Origin of the sequence: Mesorhizobium sp. B2-3-4 (genome assembly GCF_006442315.1) — a bacterium.
Classification (GTDB): domain Bacteria; phylum Pseudomonadota; class Alphaproteobacteria; order Rhizobiales; family Rhizobiaceae; genus Mesorhizobium.
Genome location: NZ_VFVY01000029.1, coordinates 32,331 through 48,054, shown reverse-complemented (window position 1 = coordinate 48,054; position 15,724 = coordinate 32,331). Strand labels below are relative to the sequence as shown.

At 65.1% G+C, this 15,724-nt stretch carries 16 protein-coding genes; 12 read left to right on the top strand and 4 right to left on the bottom strand.

All coding sequences use genetic code 11. The features are described 5' to 3' along the window. Nucleotides 1-58 precede the first annotated feature (58 nt). The 3 genes from FJ967_RS30920 (at nucleotide 59) to FJ967_RS30910 (ending at nucleotide 1,748) form a co-directional block, all read left to right on the top strand. Nucleotides 59-940 (top strand): alpha/beta hydrolase, encoded by an 882-nt coding sequence (locus FJ967_RS30920; protein WP_140736107.1) that lies wholly within the window; start codon nucleotides 59-61, stop codon nucleotides 938-940. 93 nt (nucleotides 941-1,033) lie between these two features. Next, nucleotides 1,034-1,429, top strand: coding sequence for an acyl-CoA thioesterase (locus tag FJ967_RS30915; RefSeq protein ID WP_027044112.1), 396 nt, complete (start codon nucleotides 1,034-1,036; stop codon nucleotides 1,427-1,429). 115 nt (nucleotides 1,430-1,544) lie between these two features. Beyond that, a complete protein-coding gene (locus tag FJ967_RS30910; protein ID WP_140736106.1) occupies nucleotides 1,545-1,748 on the top strand; it encodes a hypothetical protein in 204 nt (67 codons plus the stop codon). A gap of 170 nt (nucleotides 1,749-1,918) precedes the next feature. On the opposite strand, the gene FJ967_RS30905 is transcribed toward FJ967_RS30910, so the two are convergent. After that, on the bottom strand, nucleotides 1,919-2,287 hold the full coding sequence (locus FJ967_RS30905) for a helix-turn-helix domain-containing protein (RefSeq protein WP_140736105.1): 369 nt from the start codon (nucleotides 2,285-2,287) through the stop codon (nucleotides 1,919-1,921). Nucleotides 2,288-2,377: 90 nt separating this feature from the next. Between FJ967_RS30905 and FJ967_RS30900 the strand changes: the two genes are divergently transcribed. Then, a complete protein-coding gene (locus tag FJ967_RS30900) occupies nucleotides 2,378-2,983 on the top strand; it encodes an NADPH-dependent FMN reductase (protein ID WP_140736104.1) in 606 nt (201 codons plus the stop codon). A gap of 49 nt (nucleotides 2,984-3,032) precedes the next feature. Here the strand turns inward: FJ967_RS30900 and FJ967_RS30895 are convergent, their stop codons facing one another. Further along, the gene (locus FJ967_RS30895) at nucleotides 3,033-3,428 is read right to left on the bottom strand and encodes a helix-turn-helix domain-containing protein (protein ID WP_140736103.1); all 396 of its coding nucleotides are present in this window, start codon (nucleotides 3,426-3,428) and stop codon (nucleotides 3,033-3,035) included. Nucleotides 3,429-3,525: 97 nt separating this feature from the next. Here FJ967_RS30895 and FJ967_RS30890 point away from each other — a divergent pair, with 97 nt between their 5' ends. The 5 genes from FJ967_RS30890 (at nucleotide 3,526) to FJ967_RS30870 (ending at nucleotide 9,300) form a co-directional block, all read left to right on the top strand. Further along, nucleotides 3,526-4,500 carry a zinc-binding dehydrogenase gene (locus FJ967_RS30890; RefSeq protein WP_140736102.1) on the top strand — a complete coding sequence of 325 codons (975 nt, stop codon included), beginning with the start codon at nucleotides 3,526-3,528 and terminating at the stop codon, nucleotides 4,498-4,500. 150 nt (nucleotides 4,501-4,650) lie between these two features. Then, the gene (locus FJ967_RS30885; protein ID WP_140736101.1) at nucleotides 4,651-5,205 is read left to right on the top strand and encodes a helix-turn-helix domain-containing protein; all 555 of its coding nucleotides are present in this window, start codon (nucleotides 4,651-4,653) and stop codon (nucleotides 5,203-5,205) included. Next, a complete protein-coding gene (locus tag FJ967_RS30880) occupies nucleotides 5,202-6,305 on the top strand; it encodes an HlyD family secretion protein (RefSeq protein ID WP_140736100.1) in 1,104 nt (367 codons plus the stop codon). The genes FJ967_RS30885 and FJ967_RS30880 overlap by 4 nt, the downstream gene beginning before the upstream one ends. 6 nt (nucleotides 6,306-6,311) lie before the next feature. Continuing rightward, nucleotides 6,312-7,868 carry a DHA2 family efflux MFS transporter permease subunit gene (locus FJ967_RS30875; RefSeq protein ID WP_140736099.1) on the top strand — a complete coding sequence of 519 codons (1,557 nt, stop codon included), beginning with the start codon at nucleotides 6,312-6,314 and terminating at the stop codon, nucleotides 7,866-7,868. Nucleotides 7,869-8,037: 169 nt separating this feature from the next. Further along, entirely contained in the window at nucleotides 8,038-9,300 is a 1,263-nt protein-coding gene (locus tag FJ967_RS30870) for a glycosyltransferase (RefSeq protein ID WP_140736098.1), read from the top strand. 5 nt (nucleotides 9,301-9,305) lie between these two features. Here the strand turns inward: FJ967_RS30870 and FJ967_RS30865 are convergent, their stop codons facing one another. Together FJ967_RS30865 and FJ967_RS30860 are read right to left on the bottom strand one after the other, a co-directional pair. Beyond that, nucleotides 9,306-10,565: an RNA polymerase sigma factor gene (locus FJ967_RS30865; RefSeq protein WP_140736097.1), complete on the bottom strand. Its 1,260-nt coding sequence runs from the start codon at nucleotides 10,563-10,565 to the stop codon at nucleotides 9,306-9,308. Further along, nucleotides 10,562-10,966 carry a YciI family protein gene (locus tag FJ967_RS30860; RefSeq protein WP_140736096.1) on the bottom strand — a complete coding sequence of 135 codons (405 nt, stop codon included), beginning with the start codon at nucleotides 10,964-10,966 and terminating at the stop codon, nucleotides 10,562-10,564. The genes FJ967_RS30865 and FJ967_RS30860 overlap by 4 nt, the downstream gene beginning before the upstream one ends. A gap of 182 nt (nucleotides 10,967-11,148) precedes the next feature. Between FJ967_RS30860 and FJ967_RS30855 the strand changes: the two genes are divergently transcribed. The 3 genes from FJ967_RS30855 to FJ967_RS30845 all read left to right on the top strand — a co-directional run bounded on the left by FJ967_RS30855 (nucleotide 11,149) and on the right by FJ967_RS30845 (nucleotide 15,723). Continuing rightward, nucleotides 11,149-12,075, top strand: a complete 927-nt coding sequence (locus FJ967_RS30855; RefSeq protein WP_140736095.1) for a DMT family transporter — start codon at nucleotides 11,149-11,151, stop codon at nucleotides 12,073-12,075. Nucleotides 12,076-12,486: 411 nt separating this feature from the next. Further along, entirely contained in the window at nucleotides 12,487-13,956 is a 1,470-nt protein-coding gene (locus FJ967_RS30850) for a family 16 glycosylhydrolase (RefSeq protein WP_140736094.1), read from the top strand. Nucleotides 13,957-13,968: 12 nt separating this feature from the next. Further along, the gene (locus FJ967_RS30845; protein ID WP_246675444.1) at nucleotides 13,969-15,723 is read left to right on the top strand and encodes a type I secretion system permease/ATPase; all 1,755 of its coding nucleotides are present in this window, start codon (nucleotides 13,969-13,971) and stop codon (nucleotides 15,721-15,723) included. The last annotated feature ends 1 nt before the right edge of the window (nucleotide 15,724 follow it).

Sequence of the window (15,724 nt, the reverse complement as noted above, 5' to 3'; positions counted from 1 at the left end):
GTTCGACCGTTTCGGGTTTCCAAGAGGAACCTTCTTCACGGCCGCGGATTGCGACGTGATGTTCAAAGGATTTCGACTGGAGCGGATAAGTCTTACGAACGCCACCCTTCGCGTTCGCGTCGGCGGCGTCGGACCGGCGGTTCTGTTGCTGCACGGACATCCGCGCACGCATGTCACCTGGCACAAGGTGGCCGACATTCTGGCGAAGGATTTTACGGTCGTTTGCCCTGACTTGCGCGGGTTTGGGCAATCCTCCATTCCCGAAGACACAGCCAACCATTCCGGTTCGTCAAAGCGCGCAAAGGCCCATGATTGCATTGAACTGATGCATTGTCTCCGGTTCGACCGTTTCGCGGTGGTCGGGCATGATCGCGGAAGCTATACGGCCTTCAGGCTGGCGATGGACCACCCGGCCGCGGTCACATATCTGATGATCCTGGATGGTGTTCCCATCCTTGAAGCCCTGGAGCGCTGCGATGAACGTTTTGCCGCCGCATGGTGGCATTGGTTCTTCTTCGCCCAGCCGGACAAACCTGAACGCGCCATCAATGTCGCCCCCGAGCAGTGGTATGGTGGATCCCCGGCAGAGATGGGCGAAGAACCTTACGCGGATTATCTTGAGGCAATCCGCAACCCCGACGTCGTTCATGGCATGATCGAAGACTATCGGGCCGGGTTGTCGATCGATCACATCCATGATGCGGAAGATCGTCGCTTGGGCCGCAGCATTCAGTGTCCAATGGCGGTCTTGTGGTCGCTGAAAGACGATCTTGAACCCTTGTATGGGGATGTCCTGGGTGTCTGGAAGCCTTGGGCGGGCTCGACCCTCACCGGTAAAGGAGTGCCGAGCGGGCATCACATGGCAGAAGAGATTCCCGAGATACTGGCCTCGGAAATCTCCTCTTTCATTGCCCCTGATCGGCCTCCCAACCAGCCATGAGCTACCTTCCGCTATGATGGTGCCCGGCGGCGTTGACCTCCAGCCGCCATGACGCTACGGGATCGGTGGCAATCGATCTCAGGGATTTCTCGCATGGTGCAATACGCCGAAGGCCGGCCGATCGGAGACCTGACGCTGCGCACGCTGGCCATGCCGTCGGACGCAAATGCTGCCGGCGACATTTTCGGCGGCTGGGTGATGGCGCAGATGGATCTTGCCTGCGGCATCCGCGCCGCCGAGCGCGCCAGGGGCCGCGTGGTGACGGCGGCGGTCAAGGAGATGTCCTTCGCCAAGCCGATGAAGATCGGCGATACGCTGTGCATCTACACCCATGTCGAACGCGTCGGCCGCACCTCGATGACGCTCAAGGTCGAGGCCTGGGCGCAACGCTATCTCTCCGACCTGATGGAAAAGGTGACGCATGCCGATTTCGTCATGGTGGCGCTCGATGGCGAGGGCAAGCCGAAGGCTGTGCCCGCCGAAGGCTGACGCGAGGCGATTCTCCAGGTCCGGCCATTTGTAACAGCGCCTGCGTCGACGACGCGCCTGGCGACATCCAATCGTTGCCTTCGCCCCCGATCCTGCCGGTGTTGGGGGAGAGACAATGCGTCAACACATGCTGAACGGCGGGCTCCTGGCAGCCCTGTTTGCCCTCGTTTGCCTGCTCGGCATAACCGCTTATGCCGAAGTCAAGGAAGACCGGCCGCGCACCACCTGCTTGCAGGGCGATGCTGGGCTGAAGCAGCAGGCACAATCATGCGCGACCTGCGCCCCGGAGGCCTGCAAGGGCACGGTACGAAGGGCCTGATTGACTGCCGACGGAATGGGATCGTCTTCTCCGGAGCCAGGCCCCGCCTTGGGCCGCCGACCAGGCGTTGCAAGACGATGTCGCTGGGTCTCGTGTGGGAACCGTGCATCCGATCGCGCTGGACAACATAGCTTGCCGCTAAACTCCCGAGCCCTTGCCGTGCAAGGGTTTTAGACGTGCATCTCGTCGAATCTGGCGCGTGCCGACTGAACGCGCTGGGTGTTTTTGCGCGCCCATTCGCCAAGCGCGCCGACCGGTACCAGCAACTCGTGGCCGAGTTCGGTCAGCTCGTAATCGACGCGCGGCGGGATGGTCGCAAACACCTTGCGGGTGACGAAGCCGTCGCGTTCCAGGCCGCGCAAGGTGGTGGTCAGCATCTTCTGCGAAATGCCGCCGACAGCCGCGCGCAATTCGTTGAAACGCAATGGCCCGGCGCCCAGCTTGCCGACCACCAGCACCGTCCATTTGTCGCCGACGCGCTGCAATATCTCCGACACGGCCCGGCAGTCCTCGGTGTTGTGCGGGTGCCTCAGTAACAAAAACGTGCCTCCTTGCGTGCCTGATTGTCAGTATCACATATAGCGCCGGTATCCAAACGATACCTAAAATTCCCGCAAGGAGAGCCCCTTATGTCCAAGCCCAAAATCGCCGTCGTCGTCGGTTCGACGCGCGCCGCCCGCTTCGCCGACGTGCCGACGCAGTGGATCGCAAAGATCGCCAAGGCCCATGCCGATATCGATGTCGAGATCGTCGACCTGCGCGACTGGCCGCTGCCTTTCTTCGACGAGGTCGCTTCCTCGGCCTGGGCACCGTCGCAGAACGAAGTCGCGCAGCGCTGGCAGAAGAAGGTCGCCGAGTTCGACGGCTTCATCTTCACCGCCGCCGAATACAATCACGGCCCGACGGCCGTGCTGAAGAACGCCATCGACTACGCCGCCAATGAGTGGAACAAGAAGCCGGCCGGCTTTGTCGGCTATGGCAGCGTCGGTGGCTCGCGCGCCGTCGAACACCTTCGCCTTGCCGCCGTCGAGCTGCAGATGGCGCCGGTCAAGTCCGCCGTCCATATCGCCTGGGCCGATTTCCTTGCCGTGCGCCAGGGCGAAAAGAAGCTCGAGGACATCGAGCATCTGAACCAGGCCGGTGCCGCGCTGGTCAACGATGTCGCCTGGTGGGCCAAGGTGCTGAAGGCGGCCCGCGCCGCAGACGCCATCGCCGGGGAAGCCCAGGCGGCCTGATCCGCAACAAACATCATCCTCCCGAAAGGGCGGCGCTTGCGCCGCCCTTTTATGTTGCGGAAGATGCTTTCGCCATCGACCTTGGCCTGATGATGCAATCGGCAAGATGGGCCTGCTCGTCCAGCGTATCGGCGTGGTGTTGTCCCCATTGGCAAAGCGCCAGGAGGATGGGCTCGAGGCTGAGGCCGAGCGGCGTCGCGCAATATTCGACGCGCGCCGGGATTTCGGCGAAGATTTCCCGGCTGACCAGCCCGTGCTCCTCCATCTCGCGAAGCTGGTCGATCAGCACCTTCTGCGCAATGCCCGGCATCAATGCCTTGAGTGCCGAGAGCCGGCGCGGACCATCGAACAGATGATAGAGGATCACCGCTTTCCAGCGGCCGGAGATCACCTTCAAAGCACGTTCGGCCGGCAGCATCGGCAGTCGTTTGATCATGCGGGCCATGGTCACCTCCCGGTGTGCAGCGGACAAATTGCTGTGTAGCGGCGACTGCGCAGATAGTGGCAAAGGGCGGCCGATGCCATAGCGATCGGAGCCTGCCATGAAAGCCGTCCAGTTCAACCGTTTCGGCGGTCCGGAAGTGTTGGAAGTCGTCGAGCTAGCAAGGCCGGCCGCAATGCCTGGCGAGGTCCTGGTCAAGGTCGCGGCCGCGGGCATCAATTTCTTCGAGGTGCTGATGCGCGCGGATCGCTACGCGGTGAAGCCCGGCCTGCCGGCGTTTCCCGGCGTCGAGGTCGCCGGCACCGTCGAGGCGGTCGGTGACGGCGTTGACCGGCGCCTGTTGCGACAGCGCGTCGCCGTGCCGTTGTTCGCCTCGGCCCGGCCATTCGGCGGCTATGCCCAATATGTAACGATCGCCGCCGGCCTCGCGGTGCCGTTGCCGGAGATGCTTTCCTTTGAAGACGCGACGGCCTTGATGGTGCAGGGGCTGACCGCCTTGCATCTGCCGCGGCAAAGCCCGCCGGCGGGCAGGACGCTGCTCGTTCCCGCCGCGGCCGGCGGCGTGGGCTCGCTGCTTGTCCAGCTTGCCAAAGGGCAGGGCGCGCGTCGCGTCATCGCGCTCGCCGGCGGCAAGGCCAAGCGCGATTTCGCCTTGTCGCTTGGCGCCGATGCGGCGATCGACTCCAGCGAAGCGGATTGGCCGGCGCGGGTCCGTGATGCGTGCGATGGCGTCGAAATCGTCTACGACACGGTCGGTGGCGCGTTGACCAACGGATTTCTCGATGTCCTGGCACCCGGCGGAGAGCTGGTGTTCGCGGCGCTTGGCCGGTTTCAATTGTCGGCCTTGGACATCGAAACCATGATCGGCCGCAATCAGGCGCTCAGAGGCTTTGCCCTGCTGCCGCTTCTGTCCCCCGACATTCTCAGGTCAGGGCTGGCGCAGTTGTTCGAGCTTGCGGCGAGCGCCCGGCTCAAGGTGGCGATCGGCGGCCGGTTTCCATTGCATGAAGCAGGCGAGGCACATCGACTGCTGGAAGAGCGCCGCGCCATCGGCAAGATCGTGCTGCTGCCCTGATCGATGCGGCCGCCAGTGGCTTCGGACGGTGTTGCGATGCGCCGCTCACGACTTCGTGTCGCGCCGGTGCGCGTGTCGCCCATCAGGTAACTTGCATTATGCAACTATGTCGGCTATTTGTGGCTTGCATTTTGAAAGTGAGTCACGCGAATGGTTGCGAAAACAAGCTTCGAAACACGGCCGTGTCCCATCGCGCGCAGTCTCGACGATGTCGGCGAGTGGTGGAGCATCCTGCTGCTGCGGGACGCTTTCCAGGGGCTGAAGCGCTTCGACCAGTTTCAGAAAAGCCTGGAGATCGCGCCCAACATCCTGACCCGGCGGCTGAACAGCCTGGTCGAGCGGGGCCTGTTCGAAAAGCGTGTCTATTGCGAACGGCCGCTTCGGCACGAATATGTGCTGACAGCCAAGGCGCGCGACTTCCGCCCGGTCCTGCTTTCCCTGCTCGCCTGGGGCAACAAGCATCTGGCGCCCGAGGGGCCGAGCCTGGTGGTGGTGGACAAGGCCGATGGGCGCTGGGCCGAGCCGGTGCTGGTCGACCGCCAGAGCGGCAGGCAGCTCGACAGCGACGATTTCACCATGGCCACGGGGCCGATGGCCACCGAGCGCATGCGGCAGCGATACCGTTTCGCCAGCCAGGGGTCCGGGCTGCCGCTGGTCGATAACAGGCCGGTGGATCAAAACCGCGAAGAGGCGCCGGGCAAATGAACAAGGTTCTCTCCGCTGCCGAGTTGCAGCCGGCGCAGGCGTCGGTCGTTCAAGTCGCCACGCCTGCAAGGAAGCGTCGCAAGCCGCTCGTCATGTTGGCCGCGCTGGTCGCGGTCGGCGCTGCCGGATGGTATGGCGTCCAGTGGTGGCAGGCAGGCCGTTTCCTCGTCTCCACCGACGATGCCTATGTCGGCGGCAACGTCACGCCGCTGGCGCCACGCGTTGCCGGACACATCGATGCGATCCTCGTCGAAGACAACCAGCATGTCGCGGCGGGCCAGCTCGTCATCCGCATCGACGACCGGCCCTTCAAGGCGGCGTTGGACCGTGCACAGGCCACTGTGCAGCAGCAGCAATCGGCCCTCGATAATCTTGGCGCCCAGGTCGCGCTGCAGAATTCGCTGATCGAGCAGGCGCAGGCCGATCTCGACGCCAGGAACGTGGCCGCCGTCTTCACCGCCCAGGATGCCAAGCGTTATGAGGTGCTGGCCAGCACCAAGGCCGGCACGCAGCAGGACGCGCAGAGAAGCCTTGCCGCCGACGGCCAGGCGAAGGCTTCCGTTGCCGCCTCCCGCGCCGGACTCGCGGCCGCCAGGCAACGGCTCGATGTCCTCAACACGCAGATCGCGGAAGCGACAGCCGCGCTTGCCGCCGCCAGGGCCGATGTCGAGACGGCGCGGCTCGATCTCGGCTTCACGCAGGTTCGCTCTCCGATCGACGGCATCGTCGGCAACAGGCTGGCGCAGGTCGGCACCTATGTCTCGCCGGGCAGCTATCTCCTGACGATTGTTCCGGAGCAGGGGCTTTGGGTCGACGCCAATTTCAAGGAAGACCAGTTGCGCGCCATGGCCGACGGACAGGCGGCGACGGTCTATACGGACATCGCGCCGGACGTGCCGCTCAAGGGCCATGTCAGCAGCCTGGGGCCGGCGACGGGGGCGATCTTCAGCGTCATCCCGGCGCAGAACGCGACCGGCAATTTCACCAAGATCGTCCAGCGCGTGCCCGTCCGGATCGCCATCGACCAGGACCCGGCGCAAAAGGTCGCGCTGCGGCCGGGCCTGTCGACCACGGTGACCGTCGATACCGGTTCGCGCTGAGGCGCCATGTCCGCGCGTCCGCAATCCTTCATCGTCAGCATCCTGCCGTTCATGGTGATGTGCGTCGGGATGTTCATCGCCCTGCTCGACATCCAGATCGTCGCATCGTCGCTGCAGGATATTGGCGGCGGCCTGTCGGCGGCGCAGGATCAGATCGGCTGGGTGCAGACTTCCTATCTGGTGGCTGAAATCATCGTCATCCCGCTATCGGGCTGGCTCACTCGGGTGTTCTCGACGCGCTGGCTGTTCACCATCTCGGCGGCCGGCTTCACGCTGGCCAGCATGCTTTGCGGCTTCGCCTGGAACATCGAGAGCATGATCGTCTTCCGCGCCCTGCAGGGGCTGCTCGGCGCGTCGATGATCCCGACCGTTTTCACCTCTTCGTTCCACTATTTCCAGGGGCCGCGGCGCGTCTATGCGGCGGCCGTGGTCGGCAGCATCGCCTCGATCGCGCCGACGCTCGGGCCGGTCATAGGCGGCTGGATCACCGACACGCTGAACTGGCACTGGCTGTTCTATGTCAATGTCGTTCCCGGCACCGTCATCACCGTCCTCGTCGCGCTGCTGGTCAAGATCGACAAGGCCGATCCGTCGCTGCTCAGGGGCGCCGACTATATCGGCATGGCCCTGATGGCGGTCAGCCTGGGCACGGCGGAATACGTGCTCGAAGAGGGTTCGCGCTGGAACTGGTTCGACGATGCGACGATCCGCAACGGCGCCCTCGTCGCCGTCATCACCATGGTCCTGTTCGTCATCCGCAGTCTGACCTTTGCGCAGCCGGTGGTGGACTTTCGCGCCTTCGGCAACCGCAATTTCGCCATCGGCTGTTTTCTCTCCTTCGTCACCGGCATCGGCATCTTCGCCACGATCTACCTGACGCCGCTGTTTCTCGGCTATGTCAGGGGCTACGACGCGCTGCAGACCGGGCTCGCGGTGTTTTCCACCGGCGTCGCCTCGATGGTCGGCGTGCCCGTCTACATCTTTCTCGCCAAGCGCTTCGACACGCGCTGGCTGATGATGTTCGGACTGGCCTCCTTCGGCGCCTCGATGTGGAGTTTCAGCGCCATCACCAGCCAGTGGAGCGCCGCCGAACTGCTCGTGCCGCAACTCTTTCGCGGCTTCCCGCAGGTCTTCGCCGTCGCGCCGAGCGTCAATCTTGGCCTCGGCAGCCTGCCGCCCGAACGGCTGAAATATGCCAGCGGCCTGTTCAACACGATGCGCAACCTCGGCGGCGCCGTCGGCATCGCGATTTGCGGCGCCATCCTCAACGATCGCACCAATTTCCATTTCCTGACGATCGCCTCGCACCTGACGCCGCAGAACGAGGCCGCGATGCGGCTCGTCGACACTGTCGCGCAGCGCTATGGCCAACTGCCCGGCGCGATCGCGGACGGTCATACGGCCTCGCTGAAGCAGCTCTGGGCAATCGCCTATCGCGAGGCGTCGACCATGGCTTACGCCGATGCGTTCCTGGTCATCATGGTCGCCTTCGTCATCGCGACGGCGCTGGTGCCGTTCCTGCGCAACGTCACGCCGAAGGCGCCGCCGCCGGACGCGCATTAGAGCCCGATACTCTCGATTTTCGAAGAGCCGTTCGCCGACGCGGCATCAAAAAGGCGGGCATCGCTGCCCGCCGTACTAACCATATGGCGCGCCGGGGACTTGCTTCAAGACCCCGTGCCTGACGTAGAACCCTGGCCTCGTCCAAGACACCGAGAAACGGGAGTTCAAGATGCGGATATTGCTTTCGACATATGGGTCGCGTGGCGACGTCGAACCGATGGCGGCGCTCGGCGTGCAATTGCGGGCGCTCGGCGCGGAGGTGGCGGTCTGCGCACCGCCGGACGAGGAATTCGCGGCGCTGCTCGACCGTGCCGGCGTACCGTTGAAACCCGCCTTCTCATCGGTGCGCCAATGGGTGACCAAGGCGTTGGCGGACCGGACTTCCGTCGACCTGCCGACGCGCGCGGCCGAGATCGTCGCCGCGCAATTTTCCGCCATCAGCGAGGCCGCCAAGGGATGCGACCTGATCCTGGCCGCCGGTCTCTTTCCGTCCACGGCGGCCGCGCGCTCGGTCGCCGAGCGGATGGGTATCCCCTACATCTACGCAACCTTCTGTCCGATCTGGCTGCCGTCGATACATCATCGGCCGCAGGCCTATCCCGGCCACCCCTTGCCGCCGGAAGTGACCGACAACCGCTTGCTGTGGGAATTGAACGTCGAGACCATGAACGCGGTGTTCGGCACGGGCTTCAATGCGCACCGCGCCTCGATCGGGCTGCCTGTCGTGGACAATGTCCGCGATCATGTCTTCACCGCCCGGCCATGGCTGGCGTCGGATCCGGCCTTGAGCCCGTGGCAACAAACGAAGCTGAGCGATGTCGTTCAGACCGGCGCATGGATCCTGCCGGACGAACGTCCGCTGGCCGGCGACTTGCTGGCCTTTCTGGATGCCGGCCCGGCACCGGTCTATGTCGGCTTCGGCAGCATGCCGATGCAGGCTGCCAGAGACGCCGCCCTGGCGGCCATCGCGGCGATCCGCGTTCGAGGGCATCGCGCAATCGTCCTGCGCGGCTGGGCGGACCTGGTGCTGAACGATGAGGGTGATGACTGCTTCATCGTCGGCGACGTCAATCAGCAGGCGCTGTTTGCCCGTGTAGCCGCTGTCGTGCATCATGGCGGCGCCGGCACGACGACGACAGCCGCCCGCGCCGGCGCGCCGCAACTGGTCGTACCCCAGATAGCGGATCAGCCCTATTGGGCCGGCCGGGTGGTTGAGCTTGGCATCGGCGTGGCGCATGACGGCCAGGTCCCGACGGTCGCCTCCCTGTCGGCGGCACTCGGCCAGGCGCTGCCCCCTGACATATGCGCCCGCGCCGCCAATGTCGCTCGCACGATCCGTTCCGACGGCGCGGCGCTCGCCGCAAGGCTGGTACTCGAAGCGGCCGGGCAAGGGTGCTTGGCCGAGCAGGGGCACTTCCCCGCGCCGGCGTGACGACGTCAGGAGCGCATGACGGATGGTTTGCCCGCGCGGGCGAGCAGCAGCGCGCGCTCCCGGTCATTGCCGGTCAATCGGGCGGCGTGGCGGAACGAAGCGCTCGCTTCGGCCTGCCGCCCCAGCTTTTCCAGGAGGTCGCCGCGCACGGTGGGCAGGAGGTGCGAGTCCTTCAGCCGCGGTTCGTCCTTCAGCGCCTCGACAATGGCGAGCCCTTGCGCCGGGCCGAAGGCCATGCCGACCGCCACGGCCCGGTTGATCTCTACGATGGGCGAGGGGGCCGCCAAGGCCAGCGCCTGATAATAGGCCGCTATGGAAATCCAGTCGGTGTCGGCTGCCGTCACCGCGCGGGCATGGCAGGCGGCGATCATCGCCTGCAGGAGATAGGGGCCGGGCGCCGATGTCAGCGCCATGGCGCGGTTCAGGCCGTCGAGGCCGCTGCGGATGAGCGACCAGTCCCACCGGCCGCGGTCCTGGTCGAGCAGCAGGATCGGGTCGCCCGAGGCTCCGGTGCGGGCCGCGAAGCGCGAGGCGTTGAACTCCATCAGCGAGACAAGTCCCAGCACCTCGGGCTCGTCGGGCATCAGGGCCGCCAGCGAGCGGCCGAGGCGCAGCGCTTCGGCGCACAGATCGGCGCGCAGCCAGTCCGGCCCGGCAGTGGCCACATAGCCCTCGTTGAAGACGAGATAGACCACTTCCAGCACGGCGGCGAGGCGTTCGCGCCGCTCCTGCGCGCGCGGCGTCTCGAACGGGATGGCGGCGTCGCGAAGGGTTCGCTTGGCGCGCACGATGCGCTGGGCGGCGGTTGCTTCGGGCACCAGGAAAGCGCGGGCGATCTGCGGCGTCGACAGCCCGCCCAAGAGCCGCAAGGCAAGTGCCGCACGCTGCTCGGCCGGCAATATAGGATGGCAGGCGGTGAAGATCAGCCGCAAGAGGTCGTCGTCGATATCCTTGTCGAGCGCGGCCTCGATGTCGGGCATCGCGCGCTCCAGTTCGGTGAGGTCGATGGCGAGTTCGCGATGCTTGCCGTCGATCATGGTTGTGCGGCGCAGCCGGTCGAGCGCCCGGTTCCTGGCGACCTCGGTCAGCCAGGCGGCCGGATTGCGCGGGATGCCGTCGCGGGGCCAGCGCTCCAGCGCCTGCACGAAGGCGTCCTGCGCGATTTCCTCGGCCAGCCCGACATCCCTGAGGATGCGTGCCAGTCTGGCGGTGAGCTTCGGCTGCTCGATCCGCCAGACGGCTTCGATGGTTCTGTCGGCGATCAATCCTTGATCCTGCCGAGGCGATCCGCCACCTTCTGGACGTCCTCGGGAAATTCGCTCATTTCGAAGACCTGGCGGATCTCGATCGTGTCGGTCTCGCCCGCGGGGCAGCGGCGGGCCCATTCGATCGCCTCGTCGCGCGAGCGTACGTCGATCACCCAATAGCCGCCCAGCACTTCCTTGACCTCGGCGAAGGGGCCGTCGACGACCGCGGGCTTGCCGCCCTTGAAGGTGACCCGCGCCCCGGACGATGGCGGATGCAGGCCGTCGAGCGTCAGCAACACGCCGGCCTTCTTCAGTTCGTGATTGTATTTCATCATTCCTTCCACCGCCTCGGCGCTGGGCATGACGTCGGGCGCGGCCGTGGCGTAGCCGCCGGGGATCATCAGCATCATGAACCGCATGGTCTTCTCCTTGATTGGGTTGGTTCGATCATATGACGAACCGGCCAAGGCGAAATCGACACGGGCGGCAAAAAAGTTCGACTCCTCGATCGCGCCTCGGACGACCGTTGGACCGGCACATCGGCGGGGCTGCCATCTGGCCCCGCCGGTGCGCGCTGATATATCCGGCTGCGATCCATCACATGAGGGGCCTCGTGAAATCATCCAGCCTGGCAGGCGCCACCTCTCCCACGGTACCGGTGCTTGCCTGCGCGTTCGGCATCTTCCTCTTGTCGGGGATGGACGCTGCGATGAAAGTGCTGGTCCTCGCGGTCGGCGTCTACAATACGGTGCTGTGGCGCAGCATGCTGGCAACCGTGGTTGCCGGCACGGGCTGGTCGGCGGGGCCACGCAAATTGCCGGCGCCGTCCGTGCTCAGGCTGCATGCGCTGCGCGCCGTGGTCGTCGGCTTTGTCCTGCTGTCGTTTTTCTGGGGGCTGGCCAGGCTACCGCTGGCGGAGGCGATCGGCCTCAGCTTCGTCGCGCCCCTGTTCGCGCTGCTGCTCGCCGCGTTGCTGCTCGGCGAACGCATACAGCGGCAGGCCATCTGGGCCTCATTGGCTGGCATTGCCGGCGTCGCCATCATCGTGGGCGGCCAGTTCGGGCAGTCGAACCATGCCAGGGACGCCTTGCTCGGCACGGCTGCGGTGCTGGTATCGACGGTGTTCTACGCCTACAACCTGATCCTTGCGCGGCAGCAGGCGCTGGTTGCCAAGCCCGTCGAGATCATGCTGTTCCAGAATCTTTGCGTGGCGATCACGCTTGGTCTCGCCGCACCCTGGCTCGCCATAGCCCTGCCTCGCGAGCTCTGGCTGCCGCTCGCCGGCGTGACCGCGCTGTCGCTCGCCGGCCAGTTTCTGATGAGCTGGGCCTATGCGCGCGCCGAGGCGCAATATCTGATCCCGACGGAATATTCGGCCTTCATCTGGGCGATCGCGCTGGGCTGGTTCTTCTTCGACGAGGCGGTGACCTGGACCACGCTGACGGGCGCTGGCCTTATCGTGGCCAGCTGCCTGATCGCGGCGCGTTCGAACCCCCGGCTCGCCGAGCCGATCGAAGCCGCCGTCTGAAGACAGGCCCGCCGCCACCCGAGCAGGCGAGCGTTCCGCGCCACGCTTGACGTCTTGGCCTGAAAATCCCGCGATCTGTCATTCGCGTTTGTAACCGTCAACCATGCGGCCTGTCCTTTATCCCGGGCAGGAAAGCAAGTGCTCCGGACGACCCGGAGCAGGGCATACTATAAGTATACCTGCGTATTTTCCGAAATTTTTATTAAATATTTTTCTCGCTCGATTGCGATTCATGGACCATTTGCCGGTCTGTTGTGCTCTCTGTTCGCAAATGTCATCCATGGCCGACGATATAGCGGATTATATAGTCGGACACTGGAACGATATCGTGCAGGGCAACGTTGGTCCGGATGCGGCCGGCGAGAATCGAACGATGCAAGCCGGCCAGGCATTACGAGGAGGATTTATCCGATGAGCTTCATCGTCAACGCCCTCGGCATTCCTCTTCCCTACAGCGGCGCGTCCAGCCATTGGTATTCGGCGGCAGGGGCCGGGCCGGACATGTATGGCAGCACCGGAAACGACTCCTTCTATGGAGCCGGCGGTGTCAACGTCACCATGCACGGCGGCACGGGCGACGACATCTACTACCTCTATGGGGCGGGCAACAAGGTGGCCGAAGCCGCCGGCGCCGGGATCGACACGATCAGCACATGGATGAGCTACAAGCTGCCCGACAATGTCGAGAACCTCATCGTCACGAACCCGAACAACTATGCCTTCGGCAATGGGTTGGACAACATCATCACCGCCACGGCCGGGCACCAGACGATCGACGGCGGCGCGGGAAACGATGTGCTGATCGACGGCGGTGGCGGTTACGACACGTTCGTCGTCTCGAAAGGCAATGGCAGCGACCTGATCGCCAATTTCGCCGCCACCGATACCGTCCGCCTCAATGGCTACGGGTTCACGTCGTTCGACGCCATTCATTCCAACATGATCCAGGCGGGATCGAACGTGCTGTTGAACCTCGGGGCGGGCGAGATCCTGGAGTTCAAGGACACGACCATCGACAAGCTGCAGCCCGGCCAGTTCGAATTGCCGATCGACAAGTCGCAGATGACGCTGTCCTTCAGCGACGATTTCAACACGCTCAATCTTCACAACGGCCAGGGCGGTACTTGGGATACCAATTTCTCGTGGGGCGCGCCGAACGGCAGCACGTTGACCAGCAATGGCGAACTGCAATGGTACATCGACGCCAACTACGCGCCGACGAGCTCCGTCCACCCGTTCAGCGTGGAGAATGGCGTTCTCACCATCACCGCGGCGCAGGCGCCGGCCGACATCAAGCCGCTGATCAACAATTACGAATACACGTCAGGCATCATCACGACGCATGACACCTTCTCGCAGACCTATGGCTATTTCGAAATGCGCGCCGACCTGCCCGAAAACGCCGGCGCCTGGCCGGCCTTCTGGCTGCTGCCGGAAGACGGCTCGTGGCCGCCGGAACTGGATGTGGTGGAGACGCGCGGGCAGGATCCGAACTCGCTGATCATGACGGCGCACTCGAATGAAACGGGAACCCAGACCAAGGTCACGTCGACGGTGAATACCATGGATACCGCCGGCTTTCACACCTATGGGCTGCTGTGGACACCGGACAAGCTGGTCTGGACCTATGACGGTGTGCAGGTCGCCGAAGCGGCGACGCCGTCGGACATGAACAAGCCGATGTACATGCTCGCGGATCTCGCGGTCGGCGGCTTTGCCGGCGCGCCTCCGGATCATCTGGCGACGCCCGCGGAGATGAAGATCGACTACATCCGCGCCTATACGCTGGACAATGCGCCGACGAACGCGCTGAGCCTCGCCACGCACAGCACCGCCAGCAGTACGCTGCACAATGGGTCCGAATTCGGGGGCCACGCATAGGGCCCCGGGATCATGGCGGGTAATGCCGAAATGACGGGAACGCCCGGCCTGCGTGCGGTCGTCCTGCGCGCCATTGCCGATGTCGGCGTCTTCTCGCTGTTGATCAACATCCTGCTTCTGGTCGTTCCGCTCTATCTGCTGCAGGTCTACGACCGCGTGCTGCCGTCCTCCAGCGTCGAGACGCTCGTCTATCTCTCTGGTATCGCGGTGTTCGCGCTCGCCTTCCTGGGGCTGCTGGACGCGGTCCGCGCCGTTTACACGCAGCGCGTCGCGGCCATCGTCGACCGGAAACTGGGTGCCAGCACCTTCGCCATTTCGCTTGGCGCGAAATACGCCGGCGGCCTGTCACCGCTGCGCGACCTCGCCTCGGTCTGCGCCTTCCTCAGGTCGCGCGGCGTGGCGGTGTTGTTCGACCTGCCCTTCGCTCCCGTCTTCCTCGCCTTGCTCTATCTCATCCATCCGGTGTTGTTCTGGGTGACGGTCGCCGGCGCCGTGCTCCTGCTTGTCCTGGTGGTGGCCAACCAGCTTGCCATCGGCAGGAACGACGCCTTGTCCACGCAACGATCGGCTCTGGCCAGCCAGGCGGAACAGGCTTTTGCCCGCAATGCGGACACGCTGCGCGCCATGGGCATGGTGGAGAATGCCGCGCGGGCCTGGGGGCGGCATGTCGCGGCGGCGCTCACCTTTCATGACCGTTCATCGAGCGCCAATGCGATCTTCAGCGGAGCCTCGCGGGCGCTGCGCATGGTGCTGCAACTGGCGATCCTCGGCGCCGGCGCATGGCTGGTTCTGCAGGGGCAGATGACGGCCGGCATGATCTTCGCCTCGTCACTGGTGTCGTCACGCGCGCTGCAGCCGCTAGACCAGCTGATCGGGGCCTGGCGCCAGATCGCCGACGCCCGGCGCGCGTGGACAAGGCTGGAAAAGGCGCTCGCGACAGGTCCCGCCGAGGCCCGCAAACTGGTCCTGCCCGATCCGGTGGGCGCGATTTCGGCGCAGGACGTCTTCTTCATGGCGCCGAATGCCCGGCCTGGCACGGAGCCCATCCTCAAGCGGCTGAATTTTGCCATCGACGCGGGTGAGGCGCTGGCCATCGTCGGCCCGAGCGGCGCCGGCAAATCGACGCTGGCGCGGTTGCTCGTGGGCGCTGCCCGACCGACCGGTGGCTCGATCAGGATCGACGGCGCCGATCTCGGGAGCTGGGACGAAAGCCAGCTCGGAAAGCATATCGGGTACCTGGCGCAGGAGGTGGAACTCTTTCCAGGATCGATCGCGCAAAACGTCGCCCGCTTCGACCCGCACGCGGATGACGCCGCGATCGTCGAGGCGGCAAGGCGTGCCCAGGTGCACGAGCTGATCCTGGGGCAGCGCGACGGCTACCAGACCATGATCGGCCCGTCGGACAGGGCGCTGTCGGGCGGCGAGCGCCAGCGGATCGGGCTGGCGCGCGCCTTCTACGGCAATCCGCGGTTGCTGGTCCTCGACGAGCCCAGTTCCCACCTCGACGGTGCCGGCGAGGCGGCGCTCGAGGTGGTGGTTTCGGCCGCGCGGGCGGCGCGCGTCACGGTCATCGTGATCACCCATCGCCCGTCGATCGCTGCCGCCTGCGACCGCGTGCTGCTGCTGCGCGGCGGCATGATCGAAGCCTTCGGCCCGAGCGACGAGGTGCTGCGGCGCTCGGCCGCCAGCAAGAGCCCCCGGCAGGGTACGGTGGTGACCGGGTCGTTCGTCCCGACGATCCGCGCCCATGGCGGTTCCGGATCCTGAC